Source organism: Streptomyces sp. XM83C (assembly GCF_023072675.1).
Taxonomy (GTDB): domain Bacteria; phylum Actinomycetota; class Actinomycetes; order Streptomycetales; family Streptomycetaceae; genus Streptomyces; species Streptomyces thermocoprophilus.
The window spans coordinates 24,692-39,070 of the sequence record NZ_JALLGL010000021.1 but is presented as its reverse complement, the minus strand read 5'-3'; the positions used below and the strand labels follow the sequence as shown (position 1 = coordinate 39,070).

The window sequence follows — 14,379 nt, the reverse complement described above, 5'->3', positions numbered from 1 at the left end:
GGTCGGCGGGCGGCGGTTCGTGGCCGTGGGAGACCATGGTGCGCTCGCCCTCGTACGCCATGGAGACCGTGACCGGCGAGTGCCAGCCGGGGACGGTGCGGGACTGGGACAGGTCGATGCCCTCGCCCTGTTCGAGGGCGTCCCAGCAGTACTCGCCGTAGTGGTCGTCGCCGAACGCCGCCGCGAGGGAGGTGCGCAGGCCGAGCCGGGCGAGCGCGGTCGCCATGTTGGCGACGCCGCCGGGGCTGGAGCCCATGCCGCGCGCCCAGGACTCGGTGCCGCGGACGGGCGCGGAGTCGAGGCCGGTGAAGATGATGTCGAGGAAGACCGTGCCCGTCAGGTACACGTCCCAGGGCGGGTCGTCGGGCGCGCGCAAAGCGGCGAGGGGGTCGACCTGGGCCTGCTGCTGCGGCCCCTCGGTGATGGGCGAGGGCCCTTTGCCGAGGGGGGGTCGTCCGGTCCCGGCCGGTCCCTTTCCGTGGGGTGAGGCGGACGCGATCACGGTGCGCTCCCTGACATGGTGCGGTTCCAGTCAGTGTGCACCACGCCACTGACAACGGCCCGCGTCCACGCGTCCTACCAGCGTGGTACGGCCGGTGTCACCCAGTCCGGGTCGGCGACGCGCATCGCGGCGGCGTCGTCACGGTCGCGGAGCCGGCCGTCGTCGTCGAGCCACCGCCGGTGCAGGAACCGCAGCCGGTCGTGGTCGAGTTCGACGCCGAGTCCGGGCGCGTCGGGTACGGCGACCCGGCCGCCGTCGAAGGTGATCCGTTCGGTGAGGACGTCCTCCGCCTGCCAGGGGTAGTGGGAGTCGCAGGCGTGGTGGAGGCCGGGCACGGTCGCCGCGACGTGGGTCATCGCGGCGAGGGAGATGCCGAGGTGGGTGTTGGAGTGCATGGACACGTCGACGCCGAAGGTGCGGCAGATCGCGGCGAGGTGCCGGGTGTTGCGCAGGCCGCCCCAGTAGTGGTGGTCGGAGAGGACGACCTGGACGGCGCCCTTGGTGAAGGCTTCGGGGATCTCGGCGAACGTGGTCACGCACATGTTGGTGGCGAGCGGTACGCCGGTCTGCCGGGCGACCTCGGCCATGGCGGGTGTGCCGAGCGCGGGGTCCTCCAGGTACTCCAGCAGATCGCCGAGTTCGCGGGCCACCTTCAGCGAGGTGGGCACGCTCCAGGCGCCGTTGGGGTCGAGCCGCAGCGGATGCCGGGGGAAGGCGTCGGCGAGGGCGCGGATCGCGGCGATCTCCTCCTCGGGCGGGAAGACGCCGCCCTTGAGCTTGAAGGAGGTGAAGCCGTGGCGTTCGGTGAAGGCGCGGGCCTGCGCGACGATCCCGGCGGGGTCGAGGGCTTCGCCCCAGTCGTCCTTCTCGGCGGGAACGCCGTCGGGGTGGTCGGCCCACTTGTAGAAGAGGTACGCGCTGTATTCGACGGTGTCGCGGACCTTGCCGCCGAGCAGGGCGTGCACGGGCAGGCCGAGGTGTCGGCCGAGGGCGTCGAGGCAGGCGACCTCGAAGGCGGAGGCGACGGACAGGCGCAGTTTGTCGGCGGTCTGCACGCCTCGCAGTCCTCCGACATCGACGTTCCCGGAGACCTGTGACCGGTCGACGGCGACCTGGTCGGCGAGGAGGAACAGCCCGTTCAGATCGCTGACCTGATGTCCGGTGAGCCGCTCGGCGAGGGGCCTGGCCACTTCCAGGTATTTCGTGTCGCCGTAGGTCTCGCCGACGCCGGTGGTCCCGCCCTCGGTCTCCACCTCGACGATCAGACGCGGGGTGTAAGGCTGGTGGACGCCCTGCGTGTTCAGCAGCGGCGGGTCGGCGACGAGGACCGGCGTGAGGCGGACGTCGGCGATCCGGAGCGCCGTACCGGCTGCGGAACTCACACGCGCCATCTCCCCATGTAGATGTTGTCTACGTATGAAGATGGAGGTTAGATACGCGGACAGCCGGGCGTCAATGGGGCGTGCGCGGGCCCGTCTACCATCGGCTCATGTCCGAGACAGGGGGCGTCCGCGAGGTGAAGTCCGCGGCGCGGACGGTGGAGCTGCTGGAACTGCTGGCGCGGCGCGGCGACCGGCCCGCCCGGCTACAGGAGCTGGCGGACACGCTCGACGTGCCGCGCAGCTCGATGTACGCCCTGCTACAGACCCTGATCTCCCGCGGCTGGGTCCGCACCGACGTCACCGGCTCGCTGTACGGCATCGGACTGCGCGCCCTGCTGAGCGGCACCGCCTATCTGGATTCCGACCCGCGGGTTCGGCTGGTGCGGCCGTATCTGGACGAGGCGTCGGACGCGCTCGGCGAGACGATCCATCTGGGCCGGCTGGACGGCGCGAGCGTGGTGTACCTGGTCACGCGGGAGTCGCACGAGTATCTGCGCACGATCAGCAGGGTCGGCCGCCGGCTGCCCGCGCACGCCGGCGCTCTCGGCAAGGCGCTGCTCGCCGAACGTCCGGACACCGAGCTGCCCGACGGGCCGTACGAGGCGCTCACCGCGCGGACGCACACCACACGGGAGGCGCTCGCCGCAGATCTGGCGCGGGTGCGCGCCCGCGGTTTCGCCGTGGACCGCGAGGAGGGTGTCCCGGGGATCGTCGGTTTCGGTTTCGCGCTGCGGTACGACGTCCCGGCGCGGGACGCGGTGAGCTGCTCGGTGCCGGTGGCCCGGCTGACGCCGGAGCACGAGGAGCGGATCGTGGCCGTGATGCGGGAGATCCGTGCCCGGATCGAGGCGGCGGTGCCGGGCGGGGCCGGGGCGGTGCAGTGGCGTTGACGGCCCGGGAAAGCGCCGTGCGCGCCGATCGGCGCGGGCACCGCCCTCATCGCGGGCTGCGTCGCCCTGAGCGCGTCCGCCGTGGATCTGCCGTCCTTCGCGGTCGGCGAGATCGCCCGGAACCTGTGCTACCCGATCGTGCTGTCGTATCTGATCGGTCTCGCCGCTCACTCGACACCCGGGGCCGCTGGGCGGTGCTCGCGGGTTCCGCCTCGTCCCTGGGGACGGCGGCGTGGCCCTCTGACGGGCAGCCTGCTGTCCGCTCACGCCGGTTGTGCCGTGATGGGCGCGGTCCTCGCGGCGGGCCTGCTGCTCGTCGCGGTGCCGCTCGCCCCGGTCGCCGTACGCGGCACGGCGGGCGCACGGCAGACGGTGGAGGTGCAGGAGATTGCCCTGGGCTCCCGGACCACCCCGTGCAGCGGGCGGAGACCCCGGCAGCGCACACGACGGCGGCCTGAGACCACGACCGCGACGCCCAGCCGCCGGGCCGCTACCGCCGCTTCGGCATGGGCACCCGCTGCAAGTCCTTCGCCACGGTCAGCTCGCCCTCGAAGCCGGCCGCGCGGGCCTGCCGTTCGAACTCGTCGGGGTCGCTGTAGCGCTGGCTGAAGTGGGTCAGCACCAGGTGCCGTACACCCGCGTCCCGTGCCACGGTCGCCGCCTGGCCGGCCGTCAGATGCCCGAACTCCTCGGCGAGGGCGATGTCCTCGCCGAGGAACGTGGACTCGATGACGAGCATGTCGCAGCCCTCGGCCAGGGTGTGCACACCGTCGCAGAGCCGGGTGTCCATGACGAACGCGAACCGCTGCCCGCGCCGTGTCTCGCTCACGTCCTCCAGCGTGACATCGCCCAGCCGGCCCTCGCGCTGGAGACGGCCGACGTCCGGGCCCTTGATGCCGTGCGCGGCAAGCCGGTCGGGCAGCATACGGCGGCCGTCGGGCTCGGTGAGCCGGTATCCGTACGACTCGACAGGATGGGACAGCCGGTGCGCGGTCAGCGTGTAGGCGCCGGTGTCGGCGAGAACCCCGTCGGCGTCCACCGGCTCCTCGGCGATGTCGACGGTCTCGCGGTACGCGGTCGCGTACCGCAGCCGGTCGAAGAACCGCTGCCCGGAGCGCGGATAGTGCGCGGTGACCGGGTGCGGCACCTTGTCCAGGTTGATGCGCTGCACCACCCCGGCGAGGCCCAGCGAGTGGTCCCCGTGGAAGTGCGTGACGCAGATCCGGTGGATGTCGTGGGCGGCGACCCCGGCGCGCAGCATCTGCCGCTGCGTGCCCTCACCGGGGTCGAACAGGATGCCCTCGCCGTCCCAGCGCAGCAGATAGCCGTTGTGGTTGCGGTGCCGGGTGGGGACCTGGCTGGCGGTGCCGAGGACGACGAGTTCACGGACGGACACGGCGCCTACCCGGGGGGCCAGTTCAGGCCGCGCCCGCCGAGGACGTGCGCGTGCGCGTGCCACACGGTCTGGCCGGCGCCGCTGCCGGTGTTGAAGACGATGCGGTAGCTCTCCAGCTTCTCCTCGTCGGCGACGGCCTGCGTCTCGCGCAGCACGTCGGCGGCGAGTTCGGGCGCGGCGGCGGCGAGGGCGGCGGCGTCCTTGTGATGCGCCTTGGGAATCACCAGGACGTGGGTGGGCGCCTGCGGGTTGATGTCCCGGAAGGCGACCGTGGTCTCCGTCTCGCGCACGATCGTCGCCGGGATGCTGCCCGCGACGATCTTGCAGAACAGGCAGTCGTCCTGTGGCTCGCCGGCCATCGGTGCCTCCTTGCGACAGGGATGATCTCTGAGGGCATCGTAGCGACCGCCGCGGCGCCCCTCGTACGGTCAGGGCAGGGCGGGCGGCTCGGGCGGGGTCTTCGCCGGGGTCCGCTCCAGCGCCTCCAGGGCGATCCGTACGGCCTCGTCGAGCTGCGCGTCACGTCCGGCGGCGTAGTCCTGGGGCCGCTGTACGACCTCCACGTCCGGGTCGACGCCGTGGTTCTCCACGCCCCATTCGACGCCCTCCAGCCAGATGGCGTACTTGGGCTGGGTGACGAGGGTGCCGTCGACGAGCCGGTAGCGGCTGTCGATGCCGATGACGCCGCCCCATGTGCGGGTGCCGACGACCGGCCCGAGGTCGAGCGCCTTGATCGCGGCGTTGACGATGTCGCCGTCGGAGCCGGAGAACTCGTCGGCCACGGCGACGACGGGCCCGCGCGGCGCGTCCTGCGGGTAGCTGAAGGGCCGCATGCCGCGCGGCACGTCCCAGCCGACGATCCGGCGGGCCAGTTTCTCGATGACGAGCTGCGAGGTGTGCCCGCCGCGGTTCTCCCGGACGTCGACGACGAGACCCTCCTTGGCGACCTCCACACGCAGGTCGCGGTGGATCTGCGCCCAGCCGGGGGCCTGCATGTCGGGGACGTGCAGATAGCCGAGCCGCCCGCCGGACTTCTCATGCACGTACGCCCGCCGGTCGGCGACCCACGCGTGGTAGCGCAGGGGTTCCTCGTCGGCGAGGGGTACGACGACGGCGTGCCGTACGTCGCCGCCGCCCGCCGGTGACACGGTCAGCTCGACCGGCTTGCCGGCGGTGCCGACGAGCAGCGGTCCCGGCCCGGTGACGGGGTCGACGGGACGGCCGTTGACGGCGACGATCGCGTCCCCGGGCCGTACGGCGACGCCGGGCGCGGCGAGCGGGGAGCGGGCCTCGGGGTCGGAGGTCTCGGCGGGCAGGACGCGGTCGATGCGCCACTGGCCGTCCTCGTGGCGGGAGAGGTCCGCGCCGAGGAGTCCCTGGCGGGGGCCGTGGCCGGCGCTGCCGTGCGGCAGGACGTAGGCGTGGGAGGTGCCCAGCTCGCCCTGCACCTCCCACAGCAGGTCGACGAGGTCGTCGTGGGTGGCGATCCGGTCCAGCACGGGCCGGTAGCGGTCGAGGACGGCGTCCCAGTCGACGCCGCCCATGTCGGCGCGCCAGAAGTTGTCCCGCATGATCCGCCCGGTCTCCTCGTACATCTGGCGCCACTCGGCGGCGGGGTCGAGGAGCTGACGGACGCGGGACAGGTCGACGTTGACGTTGTTGTCGCTGTCGTCGTCGCCGGAGGCGCGGCGGTCGCTGGGGACGACCCTGAGCCGGCCGTCGGCCCACAGCAGCAGCCGTTTGCCGTCGCCGCTGACCTCGAAGTGGTCGGCGTCGGCGGCGAGATGCTCGAGACGCTGCTGGGCGAGGTCGTAGCGCTCCAGCTCGGTCTTCGGGTCGGGGTCGTCGGGGGTGGCGCGGTTGGCGCCGAGGACGCCCCGCACGGGGTGGCGCAGCCACAGCACGCCGTCCTTGGCGGCACGCAGGTTGGAGTAGCGGGCGGCCTCGACGGGGAACGGCACGATGCGGTCGGCGAGCCCGTCGAGGTCGATACGGGTGGCGGGGCCGCTCTCGCCCTCCGGGGTCTCGTCCTTGTCCGGCGTCTCGAAGGGGCGGCCGTGTCGCTGCGGCCCGAACGGGGACGGGGTGGTGGCGGCCAGCGGGATCAGATAGGGCCGCGAGGACTCCACGAACGCGAGATCGAAGACATGCTCGTCGTAGACGGGGTCGAAGGACCGGGACGACAGGAAGACGAGATGCTTGCCGTCGAGGGTGAAGGCGGGCGCGTAGTCCTGGAAGCGCAGCGGGGTCGCCTCGGTGACCGACAGGTCGGTGGTGTTGGCGAGTTTCAGCTGGCTGAGCGGGCGCGGCCCGGGGTGGGCCCAGGCGAGCCACACCGAGTCAGGGGAGAAGGTCAGCCCGGAGACATCGCCGTCCTCGCTGCGGTCGATCTCGCGGACCTCGCCGCTCTCCCGCTCCACGAGCAGCACCCGCCCGTCATGACTGGCGACGGCGACACGGCTGCCGTCGGGTGCCACGGCCAGGTCGAGGACCCGGCCGAGCCGGCCCGCGGCGAGCCTCCTCGGGACGGCACCCGGCGCGAGCCCGCCGGCCGGGGCGAACTCCAGCGCGTCGTCTCCCTCGGCGTCGGTGACCCACACCACCCAGTCCTCGCCGTCGGCCCGGAACGCCCGGGGACGGCGCGCCCGTACGCCCGGCTCGGCGGCGAGCGCGCGGGCGGGACCGGAGCGGTGGGTGACCCAGTGGACGCCGCCGCGCACGCAGACGGCGCTGCCGCGCGCGGTGTGATCGGGGCTGGCGGAGCTGAACCAGCGCGCCGCGTTCACCGGGTACGGCTGCTGGTCGACGCGCGGCCCGCCGAGCCGGATGTCCAGCGGGCGGGGCTCGGCGCCGTCCAGGTCGTCGAGGATCCACAGCTCGCCGGCGGCCATGTAGACGACGCGCCGCCCGTCGGAGGAGGCCTGCCGCGCGTAGAACCCGTCGAGCGGGGTGTGCCGCCGCAGGTCGGAGCCGTCGGCGAGGGACGAGTACAGAGCGCCGGTGCCCTCGTGGTCCGACAGGAACGCGATACGGTCGCCGACCCACGCCGGGTACTCGATGTTCCCGTCCAGCTCCTCGTGCAGCCGTACGAACTCGCCGTCGCCGTCCGGGTCGATCCACAGCTTGCCCGCGGTGCCGCCCCGGTAGCGCTTCCAGTGGGCGGCGTCGCGTCCGCCCGCGGACAGCAGCACGGTGTGCGGGCCGTACGCGACATGCCCGACCGGGCCGTACGGCAGCCGCTCGGCGGGCCCGCCGTCGAGCGGCACGGCGTGCGCCCAGGTGCGGCGCAGACTGGTCTGCCCGTACGTGGTCAAGGCGAGCACCCGCCCGTCGGGCGTCCACCCGCGCACCTGGGTCCGCCAACTCCCCCAGTGGGTGAGCCGCTTGGCGGGCCCCCCGTCGACGGGCGCGATGTGCACCTCGGGGGCGCCGTCGCGGGTGGACGTCCAGGCGAGGGTGGTGCCGTCGGGCGAGATACGCGGCAGGGTCACGGCCACGTTGTCGGCGCTGACCCGCCAGGCACGGCCGCCGTCGACGGGCGCCAGCCAGACGTCGTCCTCGGCGGTGAAGGTCACCAACTCGTCGTGCAGATGCGGGAACCGGAGGTAGGACGCGGGCGACTGTGTCACACGATCACCCTAAGCAGCACGGGCGCCCCTGCACAGTGAATTCCGATCACTTGCCCTCTACGGGGCGGCAGTGCGGTTCGACCTCGCACCAGACGGTACGGGTGACGGTCACGGTGACGGTCGGCCGACCGGGCTGCGAGCCGCTGTCCGGGGGCCGCACCGGCGAGGGCGTCCCCTCGCACGTCCCGAGCCCACTGACGCGGAACACCTGCTTGCCACCGACGCGAGCAACGAGGTCCCCGCGCACGCACGACCCCGAAACGGCTTTCGTCACCCGCCCTTTGACGCTGATGTCCCTGCCGTCCTCGGTCCTGCCGGTGCAGTCGACGGTGGCGACGGACTGCTCACCCGCGGAGGGCGTGACGCCCTGCCCGCTGCCGTACGTCCCGGTGCAGTTGAGCCACTGCACACCGGTGTCACGCCGCTCCAGCTCCGCGGTGGCGGTCTGATCGGTCGTGTACGCCACGGCAGCGGCACTGAGCCCACCCGCCGGATCACACGCGACGACCCCACCGACCCCCACAGCAACGAGCCCCACCAAGCCGGCCAGAGCCGGCCTGCGCCGTATCCGCCTGACAACCCCCATACACGCCAGCCTGCCACCCCACCCCCACAACCACCAGCCCGCAAACAGCCAAGGGCCCGAAAGGATGAGGGGGGTGGGTGGGACGGATACGGGCGTCGATGTGACCGCGGTCCGGGAGGTTTCCGTACGGGCCGCCCTCGCACCGACGCCCCCGAGGGGCTCGGGGAATGCGCGACAGAGCCGGCCCCGGTCCTCCCCCGTCACCCCCGCAGCAGCAGCCACTCCTGAAGTTCCACCAGGTTGCCCTCGGGGTCCTTGAGGTGGGCGACTCGCATACGGTCGGTCATGGGGGCCGGGCCGTGTGCCAGTACAGCGCCGCGCGCGGTGATCTCCGCGCAGTACGCGTCGAGGTCGTCCACCCGGAGCACCACCAGCGACCGATGCCCCGTCGCCGCGTCCCCCAGCTCGTCCAGGACGGACGCCATCATCGCCCGGTCCTGTAGTGCGATCCCGGCGGAGCCCACCGCGGGGCTGAACTTCTCGTAGGGTCCTTCGCTCGCCCCGGACTGCGGCTTCAACCCGAGCACCTCACCGTAGAAGCGGTAACACGCGGCGAAGTCGCTGACCAGCAGCCGCACTTGGGCAAGTTCCACAGCACTCACTCCCCGTCGGGTTCAGGACCAGCGCCCGGTACGCCCCAGCAGCAGCGCGGCTGCGGCCGTACCGGCGGTCGATGTACGCAGCACTGTACGACCGAGCCGGTAGGCGACCGCGCCGGCCTCCTCGAACGCGGCGAGTTCCTCGGGCGACACCCCGCCCTCGGGTCCGACGACGAGCACGATGTCGCCCCGCGGGGGCAACTCGGCGGCGGCCAGCGGCCGGTCACCGCTCTCGTGCAGGACGGCCGCGAAGTCCGCCTTGGCGAGAAGTGCGGCAACCTGCCGGGTGCTCGCCGCGTCCGCGACGTCGGGGAACCGCACACGCCGGGACTGTTTGCCGGCCTCGCGGGCGGTGGCCCGCCACTTGCCGAGGGCCTTCAGTCCGCGTTCGCCTTTCCACTGGGTGATGCAGCGCGACGCGGCCCACGGGACGATGGCGTCGACGCCGACCTCGGTCATGGTCTCGACGGCGAGTTCGCCGCGGTCGCCTTTGGGGAGGGCCTGTACGACGGTGATCCTGGGGTTCTCCTCGGGTTCCTCCCGTACACCGTCCAGGTCCACGACGAGCCGGTCCTTGCCCTCGACGGCGGCGACGGCACCCTCGGCCCATCGTCCGGCCCCGTCGGTGAGGACGACGGTCTCTCCGACGCGGAGCCGTTTGACGGACACGGCGTGCCGCCCCTCGGGCCCGTCGAGCACGAATCCGTGCCCGGCCCCGTCGGGCAGCGTCTCGACAACGAACACAGGCGCGGTCATCGCACTCCTCCGCCATCCGGCCCGAACCCGGCATCGGGCCCGAACCCGAACCCGGCATCACCCTCGGCCCCGTACCCGGCGTCGCCCTCGGTCCCGTACGTGCCATCCCCTTCGACCCCGTACCCGGCGTCACCGGGACCCCCCGTCCCGACCGCACCCCCGCCCGACAACGCTGTCCGCGCCGCCTCCAGCTCCTCCACCAGCACATGGACGAGCCGCCCGGCGGGCAGCGGGCGCGCCAGCCGGTGGCCCTGCCCGGCCCACAGGGCCATCCCCTGCGGGTCGCCCGCCTTGGCTGCGGCCTTGCGCAGGGGTGAGGTGAGGTGGTGGACCTCGGGGTAGGCGGCGGGCGCGTACGGCCCGTGCTCGCGCATGAACCGGTTGACGAGCCCTCGGGCGGGCCGCCCGGAGAACGCCCGTGTCAGCTCGGTCCGCACGAACAGCGGGTCGACGAGTGCCTGTTTGTGCACGGCGTGGGCCCCGGATTCGGGCGTGGCGAGGAAGGCGGTGCCGAGCTGCGCGGCGGACGCGCCGGCGGCGAGCACGGCGGCGATCTGGCTGCCGCGCATGATGCCGCCGGCGGCGACGACGGGGATGGTCACGGTCTCGCGGATCTGGGCGACGAGCGCCAGCAGCCCGACGCCGCCGCAGTCGGTCTCGGGGTCGTCGCGGTGGGTTCCCTGGTGGCCGCCCGCCTCCACGCCCTGCGCGATGACCGCGTCGGCCCCGGCGCGCTGCACGGCGAGGGCCTCCTCGGGGGTGGTGGCGGTGACGAGGGTGTACGTGCCGATGCGCCGCAGCGCTTCCAGCGCCTCCTGGCCGGGGACGCCGAAGTGGAAGGAGACGACGGGTACGGGGTTGTCCAGCAGGACGGCGAGTTTGGCGTCGTACCCGTCGTCGCGTCCGGTCTCCGGGTCGCCCAGTTCGGTCTCGTACCAGGCGGCCTCACCGGCGAGTTGCTGGGCGTACAGCTCGACGGCGCCGGACTCGGCGTGGTCGGGCTGCGGGAGGAAGAGGTTGACGCCGAAGGGGCGGGAGGTGAGGCTCCGCAGCTGCTTGATCTCCTGGTACATCCCGTCGGCGGTCTTGTACCCGGCGGCGAGGAAGCCGAGCCCGCCCGCCTCGCACACGGCGGCGGCGAGCTTGGGGACGGAGACGCCGCCCGCCATGGGGGCCTGCACGATCGGGTGGTGCAGTAGATCGGTCAGTGCGGTGGACATGAGCGCATGGTGTCACGTACGCCGAACAAGTCCGAATTCGAGCCCCGGCACCGCACAACCCGGCGAATCCGAGCCCTGGCACCGCGCAGCCCGGCGAATCCGAGCCCTGGCACCGCGCAGCCCGGCGAATCCGAGCCCTGGCACCGCGCAGCCCGGCGAATCCGAGCCCTGGCACCGCACGAGCCGAGGATTCGAGCCCCGCCGGCGCACTGCCCGGCGAATCCCACCCCCGCCACCGCAAGCCCGGGAAGGACACCGGCCGGAGCCAGACGGGCCGGGCCGCCCCCCGCACCAAGGCAGGAAGGCGGCCCGTACGAAAGGCTCACCGCCCGTTGAACGCGTCCTTCAGCCGCGAGAACAGCCCCTGCTGCCCCGGCTGGAACTGCCCCTGGGGGCGTTCCTCGCCGCGCAGCTTGGCCAGCTCGCGCAGCAGGCGTTCCTGCTCGGGGTCGAGCTTGGTCGGGGTCTGCACCTCGACGTGGACGATGAGGTCGCCGCGTCCGCCGCCGCGCAGGTGGGTGACGCCGCGGTTGTGCAGCGGGATCGACTGGCCGGACTGGGTGCCGGGCCGGATGTCGACCTCCTCCATCCCGTCCAGCGTCTCCAGCGGCACCTTGGTGCCGAGGGCCGCCGCCGTCATGGGGATGGTGACCGTGCAGTGCAGGTCGTCGCCGCGGCGCTGGAAGACGGGGTGCGGCAGCTCGTGGATCTCGACGTACAGGTCGCCGGCGGGGCCGCCGCCGGGGCCGACCTCGCCCTCCCCGGCGAGCTGGATGCGGGTGCCGTTGTCGACACCGGCGGGGATCTTCACGGTGAGTGTGCGCCGCGAGCGGACGCGGCCGTCGCCGGCGCACTCCGGGCACGGCGTGGGCACGACCGTGCCGAAGCCCTGGCACTGGGGGCAGGGCCGGGAGGTCATGACCTGGCCGAGGAAGGACCGCGTGACCTGGGACACCTCTCCGCGACCGCGGCACATGTCGCAGGTCTGCGCGGAGGTGCCGGGCGCGGCACCCTCACCGTTGCAGGTGGAGCAGACGATCGCGGTGTCGACCTGGATGTCCTTGGTGGTGCCGAAGGCGGCCTCGTCCAGCTCGACCTCGATGCGGATCATCGCGTCCTGGCCGCGCCGCGTACGCGACCTGGGGCCGCGCTGGGACGCCGTACCGAAGAAGGCGTCCATGATGTCGGAGAAGTTGCCGAAGCCGCCCGCCCCGAAGCCGCCCGCTCCGCCGCCGGACTGGGAGAGGGGGTCGCCGCCGAGGTCGTAGACCTGCTTCTTCTGCGGGTCCGACAGCACCTCGTAGGCGGCGTTGATCTCCTTGAACCGCTCCTGCGTCTTCGGATCGGGGTTGACGTCCGGGTGCAGCTCGCGCGCGAGCCGCCGGAAGGCCTTCTTGATCTCTTCCTGCGACGCGTCGCGGCGCACGCCGAGTACGGCGTAGTAGTCCGTGGCCACCTACGACTCCGCCAGGATCTGTCCGACGTACCGTGCCACTGCGCGTACCGCTCCCATCGTTCCCGGGTAGTCCATGCGGGTCGGTCCGACCACGCCGAGCTTGGCAACCGCCTCGCCGCCCGAACCGTAGCCCACCGACACGACGGACGTGGAGTTGAGTCCTTCGTGGGCGTTCTCATGACCGATACGCACGGTCACGCCCGGATCCTTCGCCTCGCCGAGCAGCTTCAGGAGCACGACCTGCTCCTCCAGCGCCTCCAGCACCGGCCGGATCGTGAGGGGGAAGTCATGCGCGAAGCGGGTCAGATTGGCGGTGCCGCCGATCATCAGCCGCTCCTCGTTCTCCTCGACGAGCGTCTCCAGCAGCGTGGAGAGCACCGTCGAGACCGTACCGCGGTCCTCGACCTCGAAGGCCTCGGGCAGGTCTTCCACCAGTTTGGGGACGTCCGTGAAGCGGCGTCCGGCGACCCGGCTGTTGAGCCGGGCGCGCAGGTCGGCCAGGGACGTCTCGCCGAAGGGCGCCGGGCAGTCGACCATCCGCTGCTCGACCCGGCCCGTGTCGGTGATCAGCACGAGCATCACGCGCGCGGGGGCGAGTGACAGCAGTTCGACGTGCCGCACCGTGGAGCGGGTCAGCGAGGGGTACTGCACCACGGCGACCTGCCGTGTGAGCTGCGCGAGCAGCCGTACCGTCCGGGCGACGACGTCGTCGAGGTCGACGGCGCCCTCCAGGAAGTTCTGGATGGCGCGGCGCTCCGGCGGGGTCATCGGCTTGACGCCGGCGAGCTTGTCGACGAAGAGCCGGTAGCCCTTGTCGGTGGGGATGCGCCCGGCGCTGGTGTGCGGCTGGGCGATGTATCCCTCCTCCTCCAGGGCCGCCATGTCGTTGCGGACCGTGGCCGGGGAGACGCCGAGGTTGTGCCGCTCCGTCAGCGCCTTGGAGCCGACGGGCTCCTCGGTGCCGACGTAGTCCTGGACGATCGCGCGCAGTACCTGAAGCCTGCGTTCACTCAGCATCGCGCGCACACCTCCAGAAGTCGTCCCCTTGCGTCCCGCCTGGCACTCTGCGCGTCCGAGTGCCAGACTTCCCCGGCCCAGTGTACGGCTGTGGGGTACACCGGGGGCAAGGTCGGTCCCGTCGTGGTGATCGACGGGACCGTGTGGCCGTCACGGCAGCTAGCGTCGCCTCTGTGGACGTGACTTGGGAAGAGGCGGGCTGGGAGCGGTTGGCGGCGGGGGTCGGGCGGTGCCGGCTGCCGGTGTGGGACTGCACGGCAGGGCTGGTGGCGGGCGAGGGCGCGGCGCTGCTGATCGACGCGGGGTCGAGCCTGGCGGAGGGGGCCCGGCTGCGGGCCGAGGCGGAGGGGTTGTGCGGGGGGCGTGTGACTCATCTCGCGCTGACGCATCCGCACTTCGACCATGCATTCGGGGCGGCGGCGTGCGCGGGCGCGGAGGTGTTCGGCGCGGTGGGCGTGGACGCGGTGCTGGCACGCGCGCGTGACCGGGAGGAGCTGTACGCGGACGCTGTGCGCAACGGTCTGGACGCGGGCGCCGCGGAGGAGGCGGTGGAGGCGCTGGTGCCGGTGCGGCACACGGTGTCGGGCGAGTGGACGCTGGACCTGGGCGGCGGCCGGCAGGTGCTGCTGGCGAACGTGGGGCCGGGTCACACCGCGCACGACCTGGTGGTGCTGGTGCCGGGCGAGCCGGAGGTGGTGTTCTGCGGGGACCTGGTGGAGGAGTCCGGGGAGCCGCAGGCGGGCCCGGACGCGGTGCCGTCGCGGTGGCCGGACGCGCTGGACCGGCTGCTGGCGCTGGGCGACGAGGACGCGCTGTACGTGCCGGGGCACGGGGCGGTGGTGGACGCGGCGTTCGTGCGGCGGCAGCGGGACGAGCTGGCGGCCCGTTTCGGCGTGTCGCGCTGATCTTCACCGGAACGGGCGGCGACTTCTCCTATCGTCGTGCG

Annotated in this window: 13 protein-coding genes and 1 pseudogene; 3 read left to right on the top strand and 11 right to left on the bottom strand. The window is 72.8% G+C overall.

What is annotated here, in order from left to right; translation table 11 throughout:
* Together MTQ10_RS04665 and MTQ10_RS04660 are read right to left on the bottom strand one after the other, a co-directional pair.
* A partial coding sequence (locus MTQ10_RS04665; protein WP_374117568.1) for a carbohydrate kinase family protein occupies positions 1–502 on the bottom strand: 502 nt, incomplete at its 3' end.
* Positions 503–576: 74 nt separating this feature from the next.
* Positions 577–1,884: a glucarate dehydratase family protein gene (locus MTQ10_RS04660; RefSeq protein ID WP_374117567.1), complete on the bottom strand. Its 1,308-nt coding sequence runs from the start codon at positions 1,882–1,884 to the stop codon at positions 577–579.
* A 107-nt stretch (positions 1,885–1,991) separates the two neighbouring features.
* Here MTQ10_RS04660 and MTQ10_RS04655 point away from each other — a divergent pair, with 107 nt between their 5' ends.
* Together MTQ10_RS04655 and MTQ10_RS04650 are read left to right on the top strand one after the other, a co-directional pair.
* Positions 1,992–2,774, top strand: coding sequence for an IclR family transcriptional regulator (locus MTQ10_RS04655; RefSeq protein ID WP_247462504.1), 783 nt, complete (start codon positions 1,992–1,994; stop codon positions 2,772–2,774).
* Between the two features lie 24 nt (positions 2,775–2,798).
* Positions 2,799–3,383, top strand: a pseudogene (locus MTQ10_RS04650) (hypothetical protein); the annotation flags it as partial.
* On the opposite strand, the gene MTQ10_RS04645 reads toward MTQ10_RS04650, so the two are convergent.
* The 9 genes from MTQ10_RS04645 to hrcA all read right to left on the bottom strand — a co-directional run bounded on the left by MTQ10_RS04645 (position 3,265) and on the right by hrcA (position 13,433).
* Positions 3,265–4,170 carry a ribonuclease Z gene (locus MTQ10_RS04645; protein WP_247462502.1) on the bottom strand — a complete coding sequence of 302 codons (906 nt, stop codon included), beginning with the start codon at positions 4,168–4,170 and terminating at the stop codon, positions 3,265–3,267. The pseudogene MTQ10_RS04650 and the gene MTQ10_RS04645 sit on opposite strands and share 119 nt — an antisense overlap.
* A 5-nt stretch (positions 4,171–4,175) precedes the next feature.
* Entirely contained in the window at positions 4,176–4,529 is a 354-nt protein-coding gene (locus MTQ10_RS04640; RefSeq protein ID WP_247462500.1) for a histidine triad nucleotide-binding protein, read from the bottom strand.
* Positions 4,530–4,598: 69 nt separating this feature from the next.
* Complete coding sequence (locus tag MTQ10_RS04635; RefSeq protein WP_247462498.1) at positions 4,599–7,799, bottom strand: S41 family peptidase; 3,201 nt, start codon at positions 7,797–7,799, stop codon at positions 4,599–4,601.
* A gap of 46 nt (positions 7,800–7,845) precedes the next feature.
* On the bottom strand, positions 7,846–8,265 hold the full coding sequence (locus MTQ10_RS04630) for a hypothetical protein (protein WP_374117566.1): 420 nt from the start codon (positions 8,263–8,265) through the stop codon (positions 7,846–7,848).
* A 320-nt stretch (positions 8,266–8,585) separates the two neighbouring features.
* Positions 8,586–8,978 carry a VOC family protein gene (locus MTQ10_RS04625; RefSeq protein WP_247462495.1) on the bottom strand — a complete coding sequence of 131 codons (393 nt, stop codon included), beginning with the start codon at positions 8,976–8,978 and terminating at the stop codon, positions 8,586–8,588.
* A gap of 21 nt (positions 8,979–8,999) precedes the next feature.
* Complete coding sequence (locus tag MTQ10_RS04620; protein ID WP_247462493.1) at positions 9,000–9,740, bottom strand: 16S rRNA (uracil(1498)-N(3))-methyltransferase; 741 nt, start codon at positions 9,738–9,740, stop codon at positions 9,000–9,002.
* Positions 9,737–10,960 carry a nitronate monooxygenase gene (locus MTQ10_RS04615; RefSeq protein ID WP_247462491.1) on the bottom strand — a complete coding sequence of 408 codons (1,224 nt, stop codon included), beginning with the start codon at positions 10,958–10,960 and terminating at the stop codon, positions 9,737–9,739. The genes MTQ10_RS04620 and MTQ10_RS04615 overlap by 4 nt, the downstream gene beginning before the upstream one ends.
* A 322-nt stretch (positions 10,961–11,282) precedes the next feature.
* Positions 11,283–12,416, bottom strand: coding sequence for a molecular chaperone DnaJ (gene dnaJ / locus MTQ10_RS04610; RefSeq protein WP_247462489.1), 1,134 nt, complete (start codon positions 12,414–12,416; stop codon positions 11,283–11,285).
* The gene (gene hrcA, locus MTQ10_RS04605; protein WP_247462487.1) at positions 12,417–13,433 is read right to left on the bottom strand and encodes a heat-inducible transcriptional repressor HrcA; all 1,017 of its coding nucleotides are present in this window, start codon (positions 13,431–13,433) and stop codon (positions 12,417–12,419) included.
* 173 nt (positions 13,434–13,606) lie between these two features.
* On the opposite strand from hrcA, the gene MTQ10_RS04600 reads away from it, so the two are divergent.
* Complete coding sequence (locus MTQ10_RS04600) at positions 13,607–14,338, top strand: MBL fold metallo-hydrolase (protein ID WP_247462485.1); 732 nt, start codon at positions 13,607–13,609, stop codon at positions 14,336–14,338.
* Positions 14,339–14,379 lie beyond the last annotated feature (41 nt).